At 59.0% G+C, this 23,057-nt stretch carries 19 protein-coding genes and 2 pseudogenes; 8 read left to right on the top strand and 13 right to left on the bottom strand.

Annotation, left to right across the window (positions count from 1 at the left end):
- Positions 1-144: 144 nt before the first annotated feature.
- From KFK14_RS07630 to KFK14_RS07615, 4 genes are all read right to left on the bottom strand, one after another.
- The gene (locus tag KFK14_RS07630) at positions 145-1,413 is read right to left on the bottom strand and encodes an MFS transporter (protein ID WP_246524959.1); all 1,269 of its coding nucleotides are present in this window, start codon (positions 1,411-1,413) and stop codon (positions 145-147) included.
- Positions 1,414-1,600: 187 nt separating this feature from the next.
- Positions 1,601-3,835: a TonB-dependent receptor gene (locus KFK14_RS07625; RefSeq protein WP_212610457.1), complete on the bottom strand. Its 2,235-nt coding sequence runs from the start codon at positions 3,833-3,835 to the stop codon at positions 1,601-1,603.
- Between the two features lie 65 nt (positions 3,836-3,900).
- On the bottom strand, positions 3,901-5,226 hold the full coding sequence (locus tag KFK14_RS07620) for a thiamine pyrophosphate-dependent enzyme (protein WP_212610456.1): 1,326 nt from the start codon (positions 5,224-5,226) through the stop codon (positions 3,901-3,903).
- An 82-nt stretch (positions 5,227-5,308) separates the two neighbouring features.
- Positions 5,309-5,800, bottom strand: a complete 492-nt coding sequence (locus KFK14_RS07615) for a thiamine pyrophosphate-binding protein (protein ID WP_212610455.1) — start codon at positions 5,798-5,800, stop codon at positions 5,309-5,311.
- 414 nt (positions 5,801-6,214) lie between these two features.
- On the opposite strand from KFK14_RS07615, the gene KFK14_RS07610 reads away from it, so the two are divergent.
- From KFK14_RS07610 to KFK14_RS07600, 3 genes are all read left to right on the top strand, one after another.
- Entirely contained in the window at positions 6,215-7,378 is a 1,164-nt protein-coding gene (locus tag KFK14_RS07610) for a thiolase family protein (RefSeq protein ID WP_212610454.1), read from the top strand.
- On the top strand, positions 7,378-9,036 hold the full coding sequence (locus tag KFK14_RS07605; protein WP_099185937.1) for an AMP-binding protein: 1,659 nt from the start codon (positions 7,378-7,380) through the stop codon (positions 9,034-9,036). Before KFK14_RS07610 ends, KFK14_RS07605 begins: the two co-directional genes overlap by 1 nt.
- 88 nt (positions 9,037-9,124) lie before the next feature.
- Entirely contained in the window at positions 9,125-9,670 is a 546-nt protein-coding gene (locus KFK14_RS07600) for a TetR/AcrR family transcriptional regulator (RefSeq protein ID WP_212610453.1), read from the top strand.
- A 103-nt stretch (positions 9,671-9,773) separates the two neighbouring features.
- Here the strand turns inward: KFK14_RS07600 and KFK14_RS07595 are convergent, their stop codons facing one another.
- A complete protein-coding gene (locus tag KFK14_RS07595) occupies positions 9,774-10,763 on the bottom strand; it encodes a fumarylacetoacetate hydrolase family protein (RefSeq protein WP_099185940.1) in 990 nt (329 codons plus the stop codon).
- 441 nt (positions 10,764-11,204) lie between these two features.
- Between KFK14_RS07595 and KFK14_RS07590 the strand changes: the two genes are divergently transcribed.
- The gene (locus tag KFK14_RS07590; protein WP_212610452.1) at positions 11,205-11,807 is read left to right on the top strand and encodes a TetR/AcrR family transcriptional regulator; all 603 of its coding nucleotides are present in this window, start codon (positions 11,205-11,207) and stop codon (positions 11,805-11,807) included.
- Here the strand turns inward: KFK14_RS07590 and KFK14_RS07585 are convergent.
- The 3 genes and pseudogenes from KFK14_RS07585 to KFK14_RS07575 form a co-directional block, all read right to left on the bottom strand.
- Positions 11,788-13,011, bottom strand: coding sequence for an IS256 family transposase (locus KFK14_RS07585; RefSeq protein ID WP_066768497.1), 1,224 nt, complete (start codon positions 13,009-13,011; stop codon positions 11,788-11,790). The two genes, KFK14_RS07590 and KFK14_RS07585, sit on opposite strands and share 20 nt — an antisense overlap.
- Positions 13,012-13,179: 168 nt before the next feature.
- Positions 13,180-13,311, bottom strand: a pseudogene (locus tag KFK14_RS07580) (IS5/IS1182 family transposase); the annotation flags it as partial.
- A gap of 5 nt (positions 13,312-13,316) precedes the next feature.
- Positions 13,317-14,121 (bottom strand): annotated as a pseudogene (locus KFK14_RS07575) (IS3 family transposase); the annotation flags it as partial.
- A gap of 265 nt (positions 14,122-14,386) precedes the next feature.
- Between KFK14_RS07575 and KFK14_RS07570 the strand changes: the two are divergent.
- Genes KFK14_RS07570 through KFK14_RS07560 form a run of 3 tightly spaced genes read left to right on the top strand, consistent with a single transcriptional unit; the run spans position 14,387 to position 18,507 of the window.
- Positions 14,387-14,860, top strand: coding sequence for a nuclear transport factor 2 family protein (locus KFK14_RS07570; RefSeq protein WP_212610451.1), 474 nt, complete (start codon positions 14,387-14,389; stop codon positions 14,858-14,860).
- A 25-nt stretch (positions 14,861-14,885) separates the two neighbouring features.
- Complete coding sequence (locus KFK14_RS07565; protein WP_212610450.1) at positions 14,886-16,931, top strand: hydantoinase/oxoprolinase family protein; 2,046 nt, start codon at positions 14,886-14,888, stop codon at positions 16,929-16,931.
- 4 nt (positions 16,932-16,935) lie between these two features.
- Positions 16,936-18,507 carry a hydantoinase B/oxoprolinase family protein gene (locus KFK14_RS07560; RefSeq protein WP_212610449.1) on the top strand — a complete coding sequence of 524 codons (1,572 nt, stop codon included), beginning with the start codon at positions 16,936-16,938 and terminating at the stop codon, positions 18,505-18,507.
- Between the two features lie 202 nt (positions 18,508-18,709).
- On the opposite strand, the gene KFK14_RS07555 is transcribed toward KFK14_RS07560, so the two are convergent.
- From KFK14_RS07555 to KFK14_RS07535, 5 genes are all read right to left on the bottom strand, one after another.
- A complete protein-coding gene (locus tag KFK14_RS07555) occupies positions 18,710-18,922 on the bottom strand; it encodes an AlpA family transcriptional regulator (protein ID WP_425516680.1) in 213 nt (70 codons plus the stop codon).
- Between the two features lie 92 nt (positions 18,923-19,014).
- A complete protein-coding gene (locus tag KFK14_RS07550; protein WP_212610447.1) occupies positions 19,015-19,155 on the bottom strand; it encodes a hypothetical protein in 141 nt (46 codons plus the stop codon).
- A 98-nt stretch (positions 19,156-19,253) separates the two neighbouring features.
- Positions 19,254-20,114, bottom strand: coding sequence for an IS21-like element helper ATPase IstB (istB, locus tag KFK14_RS07545; RefSeq protein ID WP_212608798.1), 861 nt, complete (start codon positions 20,112-20,114; stop codon positions 19,254-19,256).
- Positions 20,111-21,373: an IS21 family transposase gene (istA, locus tag KFK14_RS07540; protein ID WP_127692189.1), complete on the bottom strand. Its 1,263-nt coding sequence runs from the start codon at positions 21,371-21,373 to the stop codon at positions 20,111-20,113. Before istA ends, istB begins: the two co-directional genes overlap by 4 nt.
- A gap of 110 nt (positions 21,374-21,483) precedes the next feature.
- Positions 21,484-21,828, bottom strand: a complete 345-nt coding sequence (locus KFK14_RS07535; RefSeq protein WP_212610446.1) for a helix-turn-helix domain-containing protein — start codon at positions 21,826-21,828, stop codon at positions 21,484-21,486.
- 561 nt (positions 21,829-22,389) lie between these two features.
- Between KFK14_RS07535 and KFK14_RS07530 the strand changes: the two genes are divergently transcribed.
- Positions 22,390-23,046, top strand: coding sequence for a lytic transglycosylase domain-containing protein (locus KFK14_RS07530; RefSeq protein ID WP_212610445.1), 657 nt, complete (start codon positions 22,390-22,392; stop codon positions 23,044-23,046).
- The last annotated feature ends 11 nt before the right edge of the window (positions 23,047-23,057 follow it).

The following is a 23,057-nucleotide window of genomic DNA, read 5'->3' as shown; positions in this document are numbered from 1 at the left end:
TCGAGGCTCTCGCGATCGCCACCGTTAGCTGGCGGATGGCCGCCGTTGTGCTTCGAATGCTCGAATCAATATGAAACAGTTTCACAGACTGATCTTGCAGAAATGTCGCGGGAGCGATCAACTTTCGACCCACCTGAAATCCCCTTAGTGCACCATATCCAGATCGATTTTTGCAGTTTCCGGCGCCACCAGCCACCAAATCAACGTAGCGATCAAGGCGAGCACTGCGAAAATGACGAAAACGATATGGATCGAACCGGTCAACGCAAGAAGCCCTCCTACCGCCAGCGGCGTGAGGAGCGCCGCTGCCCGACCGAGTGAACTGGCCCAGCCCATTGCCGTTGCGCGAACGGATGTTGGATAGTTCTCCGCCGTATACGGCCACAAGATCACCGACACGCCTGCGGTAAAGAACTGGCCAATCATCACCATCGCAACGATCGCCCCAATACCAGGCGCAATTTGGGATGCCAGAGCGGCAAATGCGAGGGCGCTCATCAGCGAGCCCGTAATCGCAATCTGCCGCCGTCCCACCCGATCGATGATCAACGCAACAGCTGGAATAACCATTACGAAAATCAACGTCCCCACTGCGCTGTAGCGCAGCGATTCACCGATCTCCATGTGGAACTTCGTGACGTAGATTGAGGGAATCCATGTGATAATTCCGAAGCTCACATACGATGTCACGAACCACAGCAGCGACAGAGTAACCGTGCGCCGCACGAAAATGGGCTGGAACAACTCACCAAACGGGCTCGGTTTGGCCGAGGGGGAGACCGTTTGAACCGTGCCTGCGGCTGCGTTAACCGTAATGGCCTGACCGCCGAGCTTTACCAATGCCTTGTTCGTCTGCGCAATGCGCCCCCGACTTGCGAGCCACCGTGGCGATTCCGGTAAAAGGAGCCCGACGAACGGTATCAGGAGCAGCGGCAAGGCACCCAGCGCGAACATGGGCCGCCAGCCGAACGCTGGAATGATTGCCGCGCTCGCTGCTGCCGTGACGGCATACCCTGAAATCGTAATAAACTGGAACGCTGCGAAGTAGCGGCCCCTGATTGCCTTCGGCGCCAGCTCATTGATGTAGGTGATGCTCACTGGCAGCGCCCCGCCAATGGCAATGCCTTGGATGAAACGGGAGATGAGCAAAGAGTTATAACCCGGGCATACAGAGCTTACCAAGGCAAACACGCTCATGACGAGGACAGCGGCCTTGAACACGGGCATCCGACCAAAACGCTCGGCCAGCCGGCCGAGGAGGATTGCGCCGATAAACTGGCCTGCATAACCGCTAGACATGAGCAACCCGGCGGCCGCCGGACCGATACCCCACTCCTTCATGAGCGACGGCAGGACATAGGCTATGACGACGCTATCCCAGGAATCGAACAGCATGATGAAGCCGAGCAGCAAGGGCGCATGAACCCGCAGTCTCGCTGACCGCAGCCCATCGATCGCGGATCCGACCGCAAGGCCGAAGTCCCCGCTCGGGCCTTCGGCTTCGGAACCACTAGGGGTGTGGGGCGGGGATCGGCCGCCTGTTGTCATTTCGCTAGGCTCAGAACTCACAAACCGATCCCCTCACTCATTTTTTCGCTTGTTAGAAACGCTTGGTTATATCGACGCCAAACGTTCTGGGCGCACCGAGCTGCCCGGTGTTGATCAGCCCGAGCACGCTCGTGCCAATCTGCTGACCCGAGTAATAGTCTTTGTTGGTCAGATTTCGTACATAGCCTGCAATCGAAAAGCCGGAGTCGGGCCTTTCGAACCGGACCCCCAGATTGACCAGTGTGTATGCAGCCTGCGAAACATTCGGCAGATTGAACTGCGAAAACTGCACGCGTGACGTATAGTTCACCTCCATCCATGGTACAAAATCGCCGACGGCCGCATGCACGATATATTCGGCGCGGCCACTCGCCTTGTACTTGGGCGCATAAGTCAGCTGATTCCCATCGAGATTTAAGGGGCCCAACGCGGCGCGGGACGGGTCAACACTTATGAAGTCCTTATAACGCCCATCGAGATAGGAGAAGTTTGCACTCAGGGTCAGATCCCGCACGGGGAGTGCAGTAAGCTCAAGCTCGCCGCCATCGATCGTTGCCGAACTCGCATTCTCTGTCAGGAGGAGCGTGCCGCGCGCGATGTTTACCTGTAGGTTGGTATAATCATAATGGAAGGCTGCAATATTGGCGCGCAGCTTCCTGTCAAATAGGTCCGCCTTGAGGCCGACTTCGTAGTTGCGGAGCTTTTCCGGCGCAAAGGGCGGCTGAACGCTGCCGATGTTGAACCCGCCGCTCTTGAAACCCTGCGAGAAGGTCGCATAGGCGAATATGTTGTTAGGGAATTGATAGTGCAGCGTCGCCGTCGGATCTACAGACGTCCACCGGCTACTCCGATTCGCACTTGAACGGGGGATGAGCGGATTGGAGGGATCGTAGAGCCGCCGAAAATCGAACTGGTTCGTCTCGTTGATGGATTTTTTCTCATCGCTGTACCGGATCCCAACATCAAGGCCTAGGCGGTCAGTCGCATGGATGGTCGCACGTGCGAAACCGGCAAAAGCATTGGTGCGGACCGTGCCACGTGCATCCGAGCCTTGGAACAGGGCCTGATTGCCAGGGATGCCCAACGCCACGCCCGCAAGCGGAATCGTGTTCTGGGCGTAGTTCTTCTCATGGAAATAATAGCCGCCGAGAATGAAGTCGACGATGCCGAGCGTCGCTTGTAGCCGCAATTCCTCACTCGCGCTTGTCGAGCGCTCGCGCAGAAACTGACGGCTAAAGCCTGACGTCGTCTGATCGATATTGGTATCGAGCGAAGCCGTCAGGTGCCGGAGGGCGCTGACGGAAACCAGTTGGATATCATCGCTAAGTTTCCATGTCAGCTGCGCAGTCGTGCCATAGGTTTCGATCCGGTTTTGCGGACCAAGGCCAGCGGCGTCACGCGGGTCTGAAGGCGCGACATACCCAAATGCGAAGGGCAGCGGCGTAACGGCGGGATTGCCCCGGCCGACGAAACGACGCCCGTAGCGATGGTCCTTTTCCCAGGAATAGTCTCCTTCGATCCGGACGGTGACGTTGCCCACGTCCTGCATCAGCGTTCCGCGAATCGACCGGATGTGCCCATCATCCACGTCTTCCCCGGTATCGATATTCTTGCCGTACCCCGACTGGTCGAGCGTTTGAAAGGCGAGGCGGCCGCGCAGATCGCCGGCTATCGTTCCACTGACCGCGCCCTCGGTCCTGATAAGGCCATAATTGCCCACGCCCAATGTCGCATAGCCGCTGAGTTCGCGGGTCGGATCATTGGTCAGAATGTTGATGGCACCGGCAGTGGCGTTGCGCCCATAGAGTGTACCTTGTGGACCGCGCAGCACTTCGACGCGATTGACGTCGAACATGCCAAGCAGAACGCTTTGCGATCGCGGCAAATACGCGCCGTCACTATAAACGGCGACCCGTGTTTCACCACCAGGGGCGACACTGTCATAGCCAACACCCCGGATGAAGATCTTGGCGTCGCCTGTGTTGCGGGCGAACTGAACATTGGCAAGGCTCTCTGTCATGCCTTCGATATTGACGACATGGTTTGCCGCGAGGGCGTCGCCGCCGATGGCGGAAATGGAAATCGGCGTGCTCTGCACGCTCGCCGATTTCCGTTCTGCCGTGACGATGATCTCTTCAAGCCCGGCAGGATTGGCGCTGTCATCTGTTTGCGCCGCGCCCTCTGCCGCCTGGGTGTCACCTTGGGCCAGCGCCAACGAAGGCATGAACCCCATGGTTCCGACTGCAGCGTACAGCAGCGATGAGCGAATACTGTTGCTCTTAATCACAATTCCCCTCCTATGGATTACTATTATTCACGCATTGCTCACAGATTTACGCAAAAATGCGGTAGTCACTTTGGAATCGAATAGCTCCGTTCGTCTGCAAGTTGTCGCAGTGAGGCCTCATCATTTCCCGTAAGCTCAGCAATGAAATCGAGCGGAATATGAGTGCCATTGTCACCGGCGGTCTTCATGATCCGAAGTGCGTTCATCGGGGTCACCTGAAAGTGCCGCCTGATTTCTGGTCCGATCTCATCGAGGCCGCGGGACCACATGTCGCCTGACTTCAAGCGCAACCATGCCTGCGAGTAGTCGACCCCGTCGCAGTCTGCGACCACGTTGACGACGGCCGGCTTACCGCTTTCAAAAGCGCGACGCATCGCTGGCGCCAGGTCTTCGGATTTCTCGACGAATTCGCCATGAGCCCCAAACGCCTGGAATGCGAGATCCCAGCGATTGTTCTTGCCCACCGACCAGTCGATATTCGGATGAATGTCATCTCCTTGGAGGGAATTGCCGCCCCAGGAACTATTGTTCAGCACCACCACCGTCGCTGGCAAATTATAGTGGATCATCGTCTCGATATCCGGCGCCGCGATGCCCATGCCGCCGTCACCGACCAGCGTGACGACCTGCTTGCCCGGTCGTGCGACCGCAGCGCCGATCGACATGCCGATGCCTTGGCCGAGCGCCACACGCGGACCGGCATCGAGAATCTGACCCGCAAACCTCGCCCGCACGGCATCGGTCAGGTAGAGAGAACCCGAATAGGAGTCGTAGATGATCGAAGCGTCGTCATCGACAACGTTCGCCAGAACATCAGTGAGCTCATATGTGTGGATCGGAGTCTGGCCTCCGAACTTAGCCAGCAGCTTCGCGCGATTGGCGATGTTCTGTTCGCGCAGGTTTGAAAGATGGGCCAGCCAATCATCGCGTGCGATCTTCTTCGAACCCAGTCCGTCGATGCAGTAAGATGTCAGCTGTTCAATGACTATGCGGCTCGCGCCGACGACCATCTCTTCGGTAGGCAAGGCGTACCAGAGATCCTGTGCGGTCTCGTTGATCTGGACATATTTGACGTTGCCGCGCGGCCAATCCGGCGCCTCGAACCAGGATTCCAGTTCGCCCGCGCGCATGCCGACGAGGACGATCAGGTCTGCCTTGGCAAGCATCGCACCCCGCAGCGCCGAAGGGACGCTGAGTGGATCCAGCTCTGACACCGCGCCGCGCGCCGTACGACGACAGTTGACCGGGATTTGCATCAGGTCAGCAAAATGCTGCAACGCTGCCATGCCATCTGACCAGTAGATACCGTCGCCGACTACGATAATGGGGCGTTTCGCGCCGAGGATGAGGTCTGTGACTTTCTGAACCCGCGTCGGATCACCGGCCGCCAATATCGGTCTTGGCACTTCGCCAGAAGGCAGATATTTTCGCTGCGGGGCCGAACCGAAATTCCACTGATTGTTCAGTGGAACCTCAAGGCAGACTGGCCCGGGGGGGGTAGCCGATGGTATCCCGGATCGCCTTTTGCGTCCAATAAGAATTCAGCTCCCAGTCGGTGAGGCGCTTAGTCCACTTCGTTACCGTCTTGAAGCACTCCGCAGCGTAGCCCTCTTGAAGGACTTCGAGGCCATCGCCTGCGGTTCCGTGTTGCCCAACAAGAAGCAGCATCGGGCTGAGTGCGCCGATGCCCTGTGAAAGCGGGGCCAAATAGTTCGACATGCCACCAGATGAGGAAGCATAGCAGACACCAGTCTGGCGCTTCAAACGGCCATAGGCGTCGGCGGCGAAGCCGGCGGACTGCTCGTGCCGGAAATGGTAGTTGTTGATGCCGAGGCGAAAGGCCTCCTCCAGCACGTTGTTGATATAACCGTGCACGCCGAACATGTCGGTAACGCCATTTTCGACCAGTGTGCGAGCAATCGCACGCCCACCCGTTAGTCGCAGGTCGTTGCTATCGTCACCCAACACTCCATCTCCTCCTGAATTATAACCCGACTCGCTTGGCATAACGCTCGTTACGAATGTGCATAAATCAAACTAGCCCGCCTCTGTCAAGCTGCTGCATGCTTCGACGCGGCGAAGCCCCAAAAAAGGATAAACAATCGTAGCGCATGAAATTTGCTAGTCGCCGAGAATTGGCGCAGTTGCTAGATGCGGGTACTGAAAATGCTACGGATCGCTGCGAAAAAGGCCGATAAAATATCGGCCGCACCTTCCCTCAGAGGCCCGGCGCAACGTAGAAAAACACACCACGGCGTCCATCTTAGCGGGGAGCGGCCCTTCCGATTGATAACGAGCGTTATTCATGTTAGAGGCGCGGGCATGACCAGTGGAGCGTCAGGTTCAGGATCGAAGGAGAGGCAGATGGTTGAGGTAGTGTTGGCCCAGGGCGCGCGCACGCCGTTTGGCGATTTTGGAAAGTCACTGCGGGATACGCCCCTCACGGATCTGGGCGTCCATGCGACGACCGCGGCCATCCATCGCGCTGGAATTTCGCCTACCCGCATCGATCATCTGGCTTTCGGCAACGTCCTTCCGGTCGACGGCGATGGCCACTTCATTAGCCGGCGCGTTGCCCTGGGCGCCGGTCTGCCGGTCGACTCGAGCGCGGTCACCGTCAACCGCGCCTGCGCCTCGGGATCCGAAGCCATCGCGACGATCGCCCGGCTGATCATGGCGGGGTCATCACGGATCGGCATTGCCGGAGGAGGTGAAAACTTCAGTCGCGCGCCTTTCGTCCTGCGCAGTTCGCGCTGGACGCCGAAGCGAGGCCCACAGACCTTGGAAGACAGCCTCGACAACGTCTATCGCTGTTCCTTCGGAGGGGAGTTCATGGGCGAGACGGCCGAATTGCTCGCCGAGGAAAATGGCTACACACGTCCTGCGATGGACGTGTGGGCGCTCGAGAGCCAGATGCGCGCACGCAAGGCCGTCGAAAGCGGCTTCCTCGCTCGTCAGATAGAGCCGATCCTGATCAAGGAGAAAGCAGGTGAGCGATTGTTCGCGCAGGACGAATATATTCGGTTCGACGCAACGGCGGATAAGCTCGCGAAACTTCGGCCTGTCTTCAAGGCTGGCGGCCACGTCACGGCCGGAAACGCAAGCGGGGTAACCGACGGCGCTGCTGCGATCATAGTTGCCAGCAGTGACGCCGCTGAGGCGGAAGGCCTGCGACCGCTCGCCCGTATCGTGGCGATGGAAACGGTTGGCGTACCGCCTGAACTCATGGGTGCTGGCCCGGTTCCCGCTATTGCCAAGCTGTTGGAGCGCCAGTCCCTGACGGTGGGCGACATTGACTATTGGGAAATCAACGAGGCGTTTGCAGTCGTCAACATTCACGCTGAGATTCAGCTTGGGATCCCGCACGAAAAAACAAATCTTTATGGCGGCGGCATGTCCATCGGGCATCCACCTGGCGCGACCGGCATCCGCATGACTCTGACCGCAATCGACCATCTGCAGGACAGCGGCGGCCGCTTTGCCATCATCAGCATGTGCATCGGCGGCGGCCAGGGCATGGCCACGCTGATCGAGCGCCTCTAATGTCGGGCATCGACAATAGTCCTGCCGCGGAGAGCGCGCGTACGGTCTACGAGATGTTTGCGGCAGCCGCGGCGACCTCGCCCGATCGTCCCTTCCTCGTCGTACCGAGTTGCTCGGAGCGGGCGTATCTGCAGGATGGCGCAGAATTCACCTACGCGCAGGCCTTGGCCGAAATCAACGCGGTCGCTGCGCTCTACCGGCAGGCCGGATATGGGCCGCGCCACCGGGTCGCATTGGTTGTCGGCAACCGGCCCGAGCATTTCTGGCACTTTCTCGCACTAAACGCGCTGGGAGCCTGTGCAGTCCCGCTTAACCCCGACTACCTCCCGCATGAGTTCGCGCATGGGCTGCGTCAGGCCAGCGTCTCACTGGTGATTATGGCAGGTGAAGCCGGCTCGCGCGTGCGTGCGGGCGCTGCGGAACTGTCCCCCGCTCCTGCGGTCGTCGATCTGGACGCAGGCGAATTTGTCATCCCTGCCCCGTCTTGCCCTGCGGTGCCGGCGGTCGACGATGCCGAAGAGCGTGCTGCGCTGATCATTTACACCTCGGGCACCACCAGCCGTCCGAAGGGCTGCATGATCAGCAACAGCTCATGTCTCGCATCTGGGCGCAGCTATGTCGATGTCGGCGGCCTGTTGACATTGGAACCCGACGTGGAGCGCCTCTACGTTCCGCTGCCGACTTTCCATATGAACGCATGTGTCTTGGCGCTAAACGCAATGTTGCGGCAACGAGGATGTCTGATCGTGACGGATCGCTTTCGCGCCTCGCGCTGGTGGGCAGAAATTCGCGAGACACGTGCCACCGGCGTGCACTATCTCGGTCTCATTCCGCCCATCCTGTTGAAAATGCCGCATGCCGAGAATGAAGGCGCGCCGACCGTGAAGTTCGGGCTGGGTGCCGGCGTTGATCCGGTCTTACATGCGCCGTTTGAAGAACGCTTTGGCTTTCCCCTGATCGAGGTCTGGGGCATGACTGAAACCTCCCGGCTGATTGCCAACGCCTCGGAACCCAGGCGCACCGACACACGCGCTTTCGGCAAGCCCCACGCTCCCTTGGAGGTGCTTGTCGCTGACGACGATGATCGGCCCGTTGCGGTAGGACAGAGCGGGCAGTTACTCGTACGATGCGCCGGGTCCGATCCCCGATCCGGCTTCTTCTCCGGCTATGTCAACGATGCGGCTGCCACCGAGGAAGCCTGGCAGAACGGATGGTTTCATACCGGCGATGTCGTTCGCCAGGACGACGACGGCATGCTCTACTTCGTCGAGCGGCGAAAAAATATCATTCGACGTAGCGGGGAAAATATTGCCGCAGCCGAAATCGAGGAAGCGCTTATCGGCGATCCGTTCATCAACGGCGTCGTTGTGCTGGCCGTCGTAGACCCAATTCGTGACGAGGAGCCCTTGGCTTGTGTTGTGCTCAGCGAGGGACGGACGCCGTGTCTGGATGAAGCCAAGCGTATTTTCGATGAAAGCAAAGCTACTCTAGCCTCACACAAGCTGCCCGGATGGATCCAGTTTATTCAGGACATTCCTGTGACCGCGACTCAAAAGGTCCGGAAGGATGTGCTGCTGGCGAGTTTTGATCCGTCGAATCCCAATGCCTTTGACATGCGTCCGTTTAAGACGCGAAAGAACACTTCGAATCAGGCATGAATTTCTTGCGAGGACGAGTGTGTTGGCGAAAAATGGGCAGGCATCGGCATCAAAGGGAAGTGGCAGGAAGATCGATGGATCCGCGCGCATGCGCCTGATTGAGGCTGCTGCAGCTTTGTTCCGGGCGCGAGGCTACGCTGCGGTCTCCCTACGGGAAATCGCCGCTGCGGCAGGGGTAACAACCGGGACCGTCTATCATTATTTCGGATCAAAGGACGACACAGTCGAAGAGGTGCTGCAGCTCGCGCACCGTCACATCCTTGAGTGTGTCAGGAACAGCGTCGACAGCCTGCCGGCCGACGCTCCTCCTATCGACCGGCTTAGGGCGGCCATCAACGCTCATATTGCCGCCCTCTTCGGGGAGAATAGCCTGCCAGTTGCAACCACGCGTATCTTTTCGCAGGTGCCACGCTTCGTGCGGACGGCAGCGTTGCCAGCGCGTCACGAATATGAGGATTATTGGTTCGCGTTACTGTTGGAGTGCCAGAAGGACGGGGTGATCGACGCACGATCCCAGATCGAGCTTGTGACGCCTCTCCTCTTCGGTGCCATGAATTGGCTGCTGGAATGGTACAAACCTGCGCGGTTCAGCAACCAGGCAATCACGGATCAATTGATTCAGATGCTTCGCTGATCCTTTCCGAAGCAGGACACGGTGCGCCGAGCGACAAAATCAATGTCAGAGCGCGGGAAAAGCGCCTTCTCGGCCGTCAATGAAATGGTCTGGTACAAGGATATCAGCTTTCGAGGGTATGGATCGGATTTTCGAGTACTCCGATACCCGTGATCGAAATCACAACAGGTTTTGTCGCGCCGTTTAAATTAGCTTTGAGGACCGCTGGAATACCGGCCGCTGCGCGCTCGGCGGAATTACCGGTTGCTGTCCCCATCGCGACAACGTCGCCAGGATATAAGGTTGTTGTTCGGCTGATATGGGACAGCGCCGCTGCAACTGACCAGATGTAATTTTTCAGTGGGTCGGCAGCGATCAGCTCGTCACCGACCATGCACCGTATCGCGAGTTGAGAGGGATCCGGAATTTCGTCGCGCGTTACAAGCACAGGGCCCATCGGAGCAAAAGTGTCGGCGCCTTTGTACCGTCCCGCGTAGCTCGTGTGCACCAAGGTCGGTTGGGGCTCTGCATGCCCTTCTGTAGGTATGAACACCTGCAGGGAGAAGGAATCTTCCTCTCTCAGACCAACCGACGTCACGTCGTTGACAATGGAATAGCCGAACACAGCGGCGGCAGCCTCTTGCTCGGAAGCGCCCTTGATCGTTTTCCCAATTACGACCGCCAGTTCGGGCTCAGGGTGGGTCAAGCCATAGCTCTTGTGAATCTCAATCGGCTGGAGGTGGCCGATGAGCGCGGAACTTGGCTTGATGAAGAACGCTGGATGGTCGGTCGGGGCGCGAACCTTGATAGCATCGAGAGCGCGGTTGTTAGTGACAACACAGACGATCTTGGACGGCCGGCGCACGGGTGGAAGCCACTCGATGCCGGCAATTGAGACTGCACGTTCACTGAGCAGCGCGCCGTCGATGGTGGAAAGCGCCTGGCGCAGTGCCTCCCATGTTCCATCTCCTGCCTCAATCAGCCGCATCATATCTCCTGCAACATCCGCAGGGAGCTCGACTCCGGGAACGTCCCGCAGATCAAGTACTCTGTCGTCGTCGAGAAGAGCGCCGACGCGTCCCTCGCCGTCGGCCATATAACTCAATAGTTTCATCGGTGAATCTCCTTATCGAGACTGGGATCTGGTGAGGTCGCGAACCTCGAAAGACCATCGACCCGGCGCAAGCGTGCGCCGAAGTCAAAGCAAATGCCCATCAGTGTCAGTGCACTCATGCAAAGCGCTGGCACGATCAGGCGAGCGACGGGGCTGCGACGGAAGGGCCGGCAGGGGCCGCGCCGGAGCAGATGCATAGCACTCGGTCCTTCCTGCCATTAGCAGCTCCATTGGTACTAAATCTCGCCTAGAAGCATCGTCGTGAATCAGCATGTTATTTGCTTGTGCCCATGCAACTAACATACTTGCGAGGTGCGTTGCAAGTGAAGGATTCAGATCCTAGTATGGGTCATGGCACCAATATCCCTTAAGGCTGCAATCGAGAGCCCTGTGCGGCGGACGCAGGCGCAACGGCGTGCACTGTCTGCGGACGCAGTAATTTTGGCCGCGACCAAGCTCTTTGCCGAGCAAGGCTATACGCGCACGTCACTCGCTGAAATCGGCCAAGCAGCCGGATACAGCCGCGGCATCGTTCGCGAGCGCTTTGGGACGAAAGAGCGGCTGTTCGAACTGGTATTGGAAAGCATACGCGATGTTTTCAACGGTTTCCTATCCCCTGCGCTGGAGGGACGCGCCGGAGTTGAAAAGATATTAGCTTTCGCAGAAAGCTATCTGGCAGCCATCGAACACATTCCGGCAGAAATGAGCGCGATCTACAGGCTTCGTGCCGAGGCGGCGGTGGGCGAAGTCCAGTTCAGGAAGCGGTTTCAGGAGATCGACGAGTGGTTCCGGTCCATCGTTCGGGGTGGTCTAGAAGAGGGGATTGCAGCTGGAGATGTGAGCTCTTTGCTCGACGCCAATCACGCAGCCACGTTGATTGTCGGTATGCTGCGCGGCACTGTGTTGCAGTGGTTGATGTCGCCAGCCGAGGTAAATCCCGCTGCGATGCACGACTCAACGCGGAGCATAATTCTCAAAATTATGGGACTGTCAGGATTTCCGTGTGTGGGCGGGCGGTTAAACATTACGCCGCCATGGCCTTGATGAAGCGTTCGCCGAACAGGACGGCGAACTGGGCCTTGGCCATGGACCACTCACGCGGCGGCATTTTCCACTCTTTCTCGGATCTGTTCAAGATCAGATAGAGCAACTTGGTCGCGGCCTCGTCGTTGGGAAAGTGTCCTCTGGCTCTGACCGCCCGCCGGAGCTGGGCATTCAGGGCCTCAATGGCATTCGTGGTGTAGACGATCCTGCGGACCTCGTCGGGGAAGGCGAAGAAGGGAATAACTTCACTCCACGCCCGCCGCCAGCTCTGGCCGATTGCAGGGTAGCGCCGCCCCCATTCGCTGTCCTCGAAGGCCGTGAGTGCTTCCTCGGCGGCCTTGGCGTCGACGGCGCGGTAAATGCCCTTCAGTGCCGTGGCCAGCGGCTTGCGGTCCTTCCAGGAGACGAAGTCCATTGAGTTGCGCAGCAGATGGACGATGCACGTTTGGACCACGGCTTCTGGGAACACGGCGGTGATTGCGTCAGGGAAGCCCTTGAGGCCATCGACAACGGCCAGCATGATGTCCTCGACGCCACGGTTCTTCAGCTCGTTCATGACGCGCAGCCAGAATTTGGCGCCTTCGTTCTGCTCGATCCACAGGCCCAGAACGACCTTGGTGCCATCGGCCAGCACACCCAGCGCGATGTGGATCGCCTTGTTGCGGACCATGCCCTCATCGCGGATCTTGACCCGAATGGCGTCGAAGAAAACCAGCGGATAGGCCGGATCGAGCGGGCGGGCCTGCCAGGCGGCGACCTCCTCGAGCACGGCGTCGGTGACGGTCGATATGAGGTCCGGCGAAACGTCGATGCCGTATAGCTCGCGCAGATGCCCGGTGATCTCCCGCGTGCTCATGCCGCGCGCGTACATCGACACGATCTTGTCGTCGAAGCCGGGGAACCGGCGCTGGTACTTGGCGATCAGTTGCGGATCAAAGCTGCCCTGCCGATCGCGGGGTACCTCGATCTCGATCTTGCCGGTGTCCGTGACCACCGTCTTGCGGCCATAGCCATTACGGTTGTTGCCGGCCTGGTCGCCGTGCCCAAGATGATGATCCATCTCAGCATTGAGGGCGCGTTCGGCCAGCGCCTTCTTCAGCGAATCCAGAAGGCCACCCTGCTGAAGGGCTGCCGTGGCATCGCCGCCAGCCAGAAGTTGATCCAGTAAATCAGCCGGAATTACCGGCTCCTTGCGTCGGGACATAGTGGGACTCCTTCTTGCCCATTATGCCCGCCCACACACGGAAATCCTGACAGTCCCAAAATTATTCGCCCCTGACGACAAGACATCGGCGCGACCGGCCTGATGATGGAATATCTGCCTCAGCGAGAGATAGTGCTAGAGACTAATTCGAAATTATCTATCGAAATTTCAAAGCCTTGAGGTGCGGCGCGTGAGGAGCTGGATCGAGCCAACAAACAGCCATGCAGTGGCCGAGGCGATGGTCTGCTCGAAGTCCTTGGGGAGCTGGCGGTTGCGATTGAGACAGGCGAGGGTCCGCTCGCCTAGCCCGCCTTCCTGCAGGCCTGCTCAAGCGTCGCCACAACGTCCTCTCCGCGGTAGCTGAACCGTGCGTCGATCACCGGCGAGAACCGGCCGAACGTGTCGACCACCGTCAGGATCCGCAGCTTGCGACCCGTTGCGAGCTGGTTGTGGACGAAGTCCATCGCCCATACATCGTTCGGCCGGACCGCCGGCGCACGATCCTCCCGTAGCTTTGCCTTCACCCGTCGCTTGGGCGTCTTGTTGCGCAGCTGCAGACCCAACTCCCTGTAAGGCCGATAAACCTTCTTCGCGTTTACGACCCAGCCCTCTCGGCGAAGCATGTAGTACACGCGGCGGTAGCCGTAGCGGACATGCGTCTCGCAGATGACCTTGAGGCGCTTCTTGATCGCGGCCGGATCGGTGCGGCGGGACTTGTAATGGTAGCTCGAGGTGTCGAACGGCAGGACCTTGCAAGCCCTGCGGATCGGTCCGTCAGCATCCCGCCGAACAGCTCGCGCTTCCGATCCGGCCTCAGAGCGTTGGCCGCGCTTCGCTTGGCCGCCTGCGGCTTCGGCGGACGATATCCTGAAGCATCTCCCGATCGAGCGTCAGGTCGGCGACGATCTTCTTGAGGCGGCCGTTCTCCTCCTCGAACTCACGCAGCCGCCGCATCTCCGTTGGCAGCAGCCCCGCGTACTTCTTCTTCCAGTTGAAGTACGTCGCCTGGCTGATCCCCGCCTTGCGGCAGACCTCCGCCACCGGCGTCCCTTCCTCACCCTGCTTGATCACGAACGCCTTCTGCGCATCCGAAAACTTCGATGCCTTCATGCCACGCCTCCTTGCCCAGCCAAGGAAATCTGAGGCCGAAAACTCTAACTCAAAACGATCCAATTTTCAGGTGGCAGAGCACCACCTACATGCGCCGTGTCTAGCTGGTGGCCTAATCAACCAGCTGTCGCGCGCCGACGCGCTTGCGCTTCACGGTTGTCTATGATAGTTGCTATCGCGCAAGCATGTTAAATGAAGGCCGACGGTCAACCTGCAGTTGGGCCGCGAAAGATGCGCATCGACGATCAAAGCTCCGGGTGAAGCAATGAATGAAGACATAAACTGGTGGCAGATTCTGCAACTCAATACTGAATTCGCCTGGCGAATCGACCATGACGGCGGATCAGGCGTGGCCGAGCTATTTGCTGCCAATGGTAGCTATCATATTGAATCTGCTAGGGGACGCCTTGAGCTCGATGGCAGAGATCGGATCGAGGCATTTTATGAGGCTCGCCGGATGCGCGGCCATCGCATTTCGCGGCACCTCTTCTCGAACCTCAGACTTGCATCTCTAACTTCGGAAAGCGCGGTCGGAATCATCGTTCTTCAGCTTTATGCGGCTGACGGAACGGCGACGTCTTCGGCTGCGCCTGTTCTGATAGCAGATTTCCACGACCAATATGTCCGTCACGATGGTACCTGGAAATTCAAGTCGCGCTTGGCGCAGGTTGTGTTCGGTACCATTCCAGATCTCGCATCGCCGGGCGCTGTTCCAGCCCCAAATCCGAGCCATTCGTAGAAGCATATTGGAAAGGCCTATTCTCATGGTGAGTATTTCAATTGCTGTCGATATCGGAGGAACGTTCACGGATGTCGTTCTAATCAATGGCAATACCTCGTTCGTCGAAAAGACGCTCACGACACCGGACGACCTTCTTGAGGGCTTTTTCAGAGGAATTACCGGCGTCTTGACGAAAGCCGGCCTGGCGCCGGCCGATGTTAACGACAGGATAGTGCACGCCACCACCACCGTTACCAACGCCTTGATCGAGCGGCGTGGCGCCAAATCTGCGATGTTATTCACCGATGGTTTCGCAGACACTTTGCGCATTCGTCGGGAAGACCGCTTCGATATCTATGATACGCAGATTGAAGCACCCGAACCTATCATAGATCAAACCTTCACGATCGATGAGCGGGTTTATGCCGATGGCACAAACGGCAAGGCACCCTCAGAAGCCGAAATCAATGCGCTTGCTGCAACTCTGGCAGAGCATAGAGTGCAATCGATCGGCATCTGTTTCATGCACAGCTACATTAATCCGACCAACGAGAGGTTCGTCGCGGAGCGCTTGAAAAAGCTTTTGCCAGAACTTGAAATCTCGCTGTCATCAGAGGTTTCGCCTCAGATCCGCGAGTATGTGCGTGCCTCCACAACGGCGGTAAACGCTTATGCCGTCCCCGTGACAAAGCCATATTTGGACGAACTTGAGCGCAAACTTACGGAAGAGGGGTTCCGTCCCGAGCCGTTGATGGTGCTTAGCTCAGGCGGCCTTGTAGCGGTGGAAACGGCCGCGCGCTTCCCTGTGCGAATGATTGAGAGCGGCCCCGCCGCAGGCGCCCTCGCAACAGCATTTTTTGCTAAGTCTCTCAATGCCCCCGAGATTCTTGGCTTCGACATGGGCGGAACAACCGCAAAAGTCTGCCTTATACAGAATTACGAACCGCTCGTAGCCGCTGAATTCGAGGTTGATCGGGCGTATCAGCTCAAAGAGGGCAGCGGCTTCCCGGTAAATGTGCCGACGGTCGACCTCATCGAAATCGGCGCGGGCGGCGGAAGCATTGCCCACATAAACGACATGGGATTGCTCAAGGTCGGCCCGCGAAGCGCCGGCGCGAGTCCGGGTCCTGCCTGCTACGCGCGCGGCGGGACCAATGCGACGGTAACCGATGCTGCGGTTCATCTTGGCCTTCTTGACCCGAATAACTTCCTGGGTGGCGAGATGAAACTCGACGCCCGCGCTGCTGCTAATGCGCTTGCGGTGGTGGGAGAGAAGCTCGGAATCGGCTCGGTTGAAGTGGCACGTGGCGTCTATGACATTGTTTGTGAGGCGATGGCCGGTGCAGTTCGAACACACGCGGCTGAACGCGGCGTTGACTATCGCGGGGTGCCGCTGCTCGCATTTGGTGGGTCTGGTCCAGTCTATGCCTGCCAGGTCGCCGACCTTCTTAACAGTAGCAAGGTCATATACCCGCCACTCGCAAGCGTCTTCTCCGCTTTCGGTGCCCTCGTCACTCCCGTCCGCTTCGATCTGACGCAGAGCGCTTTGATGCGACTCGAGGATATGGATTGGCCAATGGTTCACGAACTCCTCGGGCACATCGAGGCCGAAAGCCGTAAGGCCCTCAATGTGGCTTGCGTGCAAGATGGCGATGTCGAACTCAAATTCAGCGCTGATATGCGCTACTATGGCCAGCATTACGAAGTTCCGGTGACGTTCCCCGAGCGTCCCTCGCCCGCGACACCTTTGCGGGAACTGTTCGAAGCGGAATTGCGCCGCCGGCACTCTGTATGCCAGCCTCAGCTAGACGTCGAAATCGTCAATTGGCGCATTGCCGCCAGCGGGCCTGCAAGCGCGGCTCCTGCCTTTTCACATGCGGGAGAGAGGCTTGCAGAGGAGAAGATACGTCCGGTGCACGCCTGGGGATCGCACGACGTGAAGGTGGTCCAGCGACGGAGTTTGGATGTTGAGACACGCATCAAGGGTCCGCTGCTTATTGAAGAGCGGGAAACAACATTAGTAATTTGCCCGGGCTGGACCGTTCGCGCCGGTCCACTCGGATGCGTCGTGGCCGAACGAGAGGATTGAAGTCATGAGTCCATTGGAACTGGAACAATACTGGACGAACCTGCGTAGTCTTGTGTCAGAACGGGCGAAGGTGATGCAACGCTCGGCTTTCGCCGCTGTTGTGCGTGAGGCAGGCGATCTAGCCTATGCGGTATTCGACGCAGAGGGCAACATGGTTGCGCAAGCCGAAACGGGCACGCCTGGTCATGTAAATTGCCTGGAGGCCTGCGGCAAGTTTCTGATCGAGAAGTTCGCCGGGAACATTGCGGAAGGCGACGTCCTTATCACCAATGACCCCTGGCTCGGTGCAGGTCACTATTTCGATATCACGATCCTGGCTCCGGTGTTTCGCAATGGCAAGATTATCGCCTATCTCGGCTCGACCAACCATCACGCCGACATTGGAGGGCTGGGCATGTCGTCGATGGCGATCGATGTACACCAGGAAGGACTTTCGATTCCGCCAATGAAATTGGTCGAGGCGGGAGAACCCAACGCGGTACTCTACGACATAATCCGGTCGAACGTCCGTGTACCTGATGTCGTGGTCGGCGATCTTGCAGCGCAAATTTCCAGCGCCCTGAGCGGCGGCGTGGCCATCAACGAGATGTGCGATCGCCATGGTCTCGACGATATAGAGGAGCTTTCGTCCGAAATCATACAACGATCAGAAGACGCGATGCGCGCGGCAATCCGCGGCTGCCCTGCGGGAACCTGGGCCAGCCGATGCGAATTCGAACTGACGGCCGACACGTCGATCCATCTCGACCTCAGATTGACAATCGACAATGAGCGCGGCGAGGTGAACCTCGATTTCACTGGCAGTTCCGATCAGCTGAACATCGGCGTCAATGTTGTTGAAAACTACGCTCGCGCCTACGCCACTTTCGCGGTGCGGTCATGTCTCGCTGCAGAACTTCCTAACAATACCGGTAGCTTGCGTCCCATCAAGTTTTCGGCACCCGCAGGGAGCATCATCAACTGCACCTATCCCGCGCCAGTCGCATCGCGCCACGTTGTGGGCATGTATGTTCCGATGCCCATCCTCGACGCTCTGTTCAATGCCGTTCCCGATCGTGTGCTAGCGAACGGCCCCGGTTGCCCAAGCACCGCGGTGGTGTCGGGGCTCGATGACGCCGGAAAGCACTACAATATCTTCTTCACCGTAGCCGGCGGCATGGGCGCTCGCCGCCTCAAGCCCGGTATGGATGCGACGAACTATCCCACGGGTGTGCGGTCAACGCCGGTTGAAATGTTGGAGCGTGAGGCACCGATCGTCTTCATCAAGAAGGAGCTTCGTCGTGGTTCTGGTGGCACGGGCCGCCAGCATGGTGGCGATGGCCAGGTCGTTGAATTTCGCGTCCGCAGTGACAAGGAATGGCTGTTGAGCGCGCAATGCACAGCTTTGCATAACCCACCCAATGGCATGGACGGCGGCGATCCGGGCGAGCTCAGCCGCTTTTTAATCAACGGAAAAACGGCCGTCCCACAGTTTCAACAGCGTATGTCCAGAACCGATACCGTACGGATCGAAACAGCGGGAGGGGCAGGATTTGGTGCTGTCGAACAACAATATGACGTTAAAAAGCAGAGCTAGGGGCTTGCGATAGCCGGCTGCGCGACTTCACTTCCAAGCGGAACGGGGTTGCGCAGGATTCTACTTACGCGACTCGGTGGAGACAGTAGAGGTGGCCTGACGTGGCCGGGAAGGGCTTAACAGTGCCATCGCAACGCTAAACTCGCACGCCGCCGATATCGGGCGGTCTGACTGTGATCCCTGAAGTTTGGCGCGCCTCTTTTTAGCGCGCAGCCACCGAATTGACCCAATCATCGATTTCGGCCTCAACCCAAACCGTGCACTTGCCGCCAAGCGACCGCGACTTAGGAAACCGGCCCTCACTCATGCGCTGGTAGATTGCGGACCGCTTCAGTCCGACACGGGACATCACTTCGGGCAGGCGAATTAGCCTCGGCGCCGGCGGAGCCGGGGTGACGTCAGCGCGTGCAAGCAAGGCAGACGATTCAGTTTTCAATTGAGCGGGGGCCATGAGAAAATCCTTGGACAAAGCAATTGTCGGGTTCCCCTCCGATCATTGCTTCCCCCTCACCTACCGATCGCGAGCGACATGTCGCGAGCGGCAAATTCATCGATGTGCTTGGACAGCATACGGGCAACCAGTCGCGACGTGCCGATCGCCCAGCGCGGGCGCAAATCACCAATCCTGTCGCCCAGCGCCTCGTTCAATTCTCCGGGCAGCGCGGAGAATGTCAACGGGCACCGAAGATTCCGCAAAAGTGGGCATCTAAAATTCCCTAGTTTGGCGGGAGGGTTGGTGTCGGTGATCAGCCGTGATGGAGATCGGGCTTTTCCTTTGCTGGCGGGCGGCCGCGCCGTTTCGGCAAGGGCGGTGGGTTGATGGACGGTGCCATGCGCGCATGCTCGGGCAGCAGGTCGGCGTGCTGTCGCATGCGATAGCTGGAGCCCTCGATCTGGACGACCACAGCGTGGTGAAGAAGGCGGTCGAGCAGCGCGGTGGCCACCACCGGATCGCCAAAGACATCACCCCATTCGGCGAAGCCGCGGTTGGATGTCAGGATCATGGCACCCTTTTCGTATCGGGCGTTGACGAGCTGGAAGAAGAGATTGCCGCCGCCGGGCGTGACGGGAAGATACCCGATCTCGTCGACGACGAGCAGGGAGGATCGGCATAGGAAGCGGATCTTCTCGCGCAACGTGCCCTCGCGTTCAGCCTTGGTCAGTGAAGCGATCAGATCGGCGAGCGGGATGAAGTAGACGCTCTTGCCCGCCTTCACGGCCTCGACGGCAAGGGCCGTGGCGATATGGCTTTTCCCGGTACCGGGCGGGCCCAGCAGATGCACCACCTCGGCCCGGTTGATGAAGTCCAGGCCAGCGAGCGCCAGGATGCGGTTCCGGTCGAGCGATGGCTGGAAGGAGAAGTCATATCCGTCCAGCGTCTTGATGATCGGCAGCCTTGCCATGCGCAGGGCTGCCTTGATCCTGCGGTTCTCCCGGAGCGACAGTTCTTCGTTCAGCAATATGTCGATGGCCTCGATGCCATCGATTTTGCCCTGCTCTATGCCGCGCAGGGTGGCGTCGAGCATCTCCAGGGCGCGTGGCATTTTGAGATGGACCAGGCTGCGGCGGATATTATCGACGCGGGATGCGGCACCCCCATGGTTCATGGCCGTTCTCCCCGCGCCAGTTGGCTGCCGATCGCTTGATAGATGGCCAGGGAGCGCACGGTGACATGCTCGCCTACACGACCGATGGCGATTACCTCTTTGCCATGGATACGGCGCTTGGCGCCGCTGCTGCCTGTCCGGTGCGCAGGATCGATCCTGTACTGCCGGCGCCCCTCAAGAACCGGGTGCTCGGCAATGACCTGGCCCAGGTCTACGATCCGGATCTTGTCGGGCAACTGCTGGATTTCGACGACGCGCCGGGTGCGATCGGGAACGCTGTAGTAATTGCCGCCGACCGAGACCATCCCATCGTGGCTGACGCGGCGCTCCAGCTTCAGAACAGCGTCAAAGCGGCCCGCCGGGAGCAGCTGCAACTCAGGCTGCTCGGCGGCGAAGGCTTCAGCAATAATCCGCTGCGTCGTGCCGTGGACACGGACGTTGGCGACGGTATCGAGCCAGTCGATCAGCTGGACATTGAGATCGTCCAGATTGCGGAAGCTCCGGCCCAGGAAGAAGTCCTTGCGGATATAGCTGAATGGCCGCTCGACCTTTCCCTTGGTCTTGGCCCGATAGGGACGGCAGGCGCGCGGCACGAAGCGATAATGCCCGGCCAGAGCCAGCAATGATCGATTGTAGATGATGTGGCCCTGATCATCTTCCCCGGTCACAGCGGTTTTCATGCGATCGTAGAGGATCTCGATCGGGACGCCGCCGAGCGCTTCAAAGGCCTGCATATGACAGCGCAACAGGCTTTGGAGATCCTGATGCATGACGTAGCGCGCAAACAGGAAGCGCGAATGTCCCAGCACCAGGCTGAACAGCCAGACGATCCGGCTGACGCCGGGCTCATCGGTAAATTCGACGACGAACCGGGCAAAGTCGACCTGTGCCTGCACGCCAGGCGGCGTCTCGAACCGAACCTCAAAGGGCTTAGGCCCGTTTTCCGGCCGGATCGCTGCCAGGAACCGCTTTACCGCGGTATAGGCGCCCATATATCCCAGCTCACGGATTTCCCGCGTCAGGCGCGCCGCAGTCAGATCGGGAAAGGCCGTCACTCGCTCACGCAAAAATTCCAGATAGGGTGCCAGTTTGTTCGGTCGACCCAGCATGCGAGGGCCGTAAACCGGGGCCTCGATGCCCCGTTCGATATATTTTCGGATGGTCTTGGGATCGCGACCAGTGCGTCGGGCAATGGCGGATATCGATACACCCTGCCGATGTAGTTCGAGGATCATCATCAATTCTCCAAGTCGGATCATCGGCCCCGTCTCCGCGTCTGCAAAGGAGATGAGGACAATGTCGGCTCATCTCATTCTGCCGGGGCTAGCCCCGGCAGAATGAGATGAAGGGGCCACCAACTAGGGAATTTTCAAAGCCCACTTTTGCGGAGAATTGCACGACCGATGACAGAGAAGAACTCGTCGAGGAATGCACCCATCTCATGGTGCATCCACTGCGCGGCAAGCGCTTCATGTCCGGCGAGCACCAGCGCCAGAGTGGCGCGTACAGGCGCGCCGCAGGCCTCGAGGATCCGAGCCGCCTCGCCCAGCGTAATCGGGCGTTCGCCGCGGATGACGCGCAGCAGCGTATCCTTGTGCATACCGGCTTCGCGGGCAATCTGGTGACGCGGCTTGCCCGCTCCATCCACTGCGCAGCACAGCGTGCGTGCAAGGCGCTCATTGGCCGCGTCGGGCGTGGCAGGCTGGTCGGGCATCGTCGCGTCACTCCATCACGATCACATGATTCGCAGGCATATCGCAGCGCTCTATCTGTAGGAAACAGAAAAGAACAATAAAAGAACATCTCGTTTCTAGGTGATTCGATGCGAGGCATTGAGGCGCCGTGAATCTCCGTCCTGCTCCGCCGATTCCCGCGTCGATATATCAGCAATAATGCGGCCATTAAGCCGCTTAGAGCCACCTCCCCCTACTCCCAGATGTCCGTATGCATCCACATTCCAGCCCGATCACGCATTCTCACTTTCCTACGATCATTTCCTAGAGTCATGAAGAACACACAGCGAACGCAAAGCGCTGTGTCCAACCCTCCAAACGGAGCTTTCTTCATGCCTGCACTTGCCCTTACCCGGCGCCTCGGCGCCCCTCGTCTCACCCACGCAGCCAGCCTCGTTCTCCCGGTCGCGGTTGCCGCGCTCGCAGCAAGCGCTGCCTATGCCGGCGCGGACACCACCTTCGCCCCGGCATTGAGCAAATTCACCTACATGCAATGTTCTATATATGTTCCACCCCGATTCGGCCATAGAAGGAATCGGGAAATGAGACTGAGATGGGCAATGATCGCAGCGGCGGTGACGGGATGGGCGTTCGTCGTCCCGGCTCACGCGCAAGGGGAGGCTGCCCCTGAGGGTGCTGCACCAGAGATCAGACCTGACGGTTTCCGTGTGGCCGAGGGGGCGAACGGTTTCCAACTGGTCGAACATGGGATCTGGCGACAGTCCCTGGCAGCTTCGTCCGGCGCTCCGGTTCTCGAAGCGGGCAGGACCTACCTCCCCTATCGTTATGCGAAGCCCGAAGGCACCGGCCCATCGGGCTTTCGACGGGCAAGCTACCTTCCCCATGTCTATGCAGCGGAGGCTCAATACTCGCTGCCAATTGGCCTTCTCGACGCCCTGGTATGGACGGAGTCCCGGTATAACCCCCTGGCGATCAGCAAGGCTGGTGCCGCTGGCCTGGGTCAGTTGATGCCGGGGACCGCGCGCGACCTTGGCGTGCCAAATCGCTTCGATCCCGCAGCGAACCTCTTCGGCGCGGCGAAGTATCTGCGTCAGATGCTCGACAAGTTCGGGGTAGTGCATCTGGCCCTCGCCGCTTACAATGCAGGCCCTGGCGCCGTCGAGCGAGCGGGCGGTATCCCACGCAATGGCGAGACACCGGCCTATGTGCGCGATGTGCTGCGTCATTGGCGCTTCTGAACAGGGGGGTA

The sequence above is a fragment of the Sphingobium phenoxybenzoativorans genome (assembly GCF_018286635.1).
GTDB classification, from domain to species: domain Bacteria; phylum Pseudomonadota; class Alphaproteobacteria; order Sphingomonadales; family Sphingomonadaceae; genus Sphingobium; species Sphingobium phenoxybenzoativorans.
This window is presented reverse-complemented; position numbering and strand designations above follow the sequence as displayed.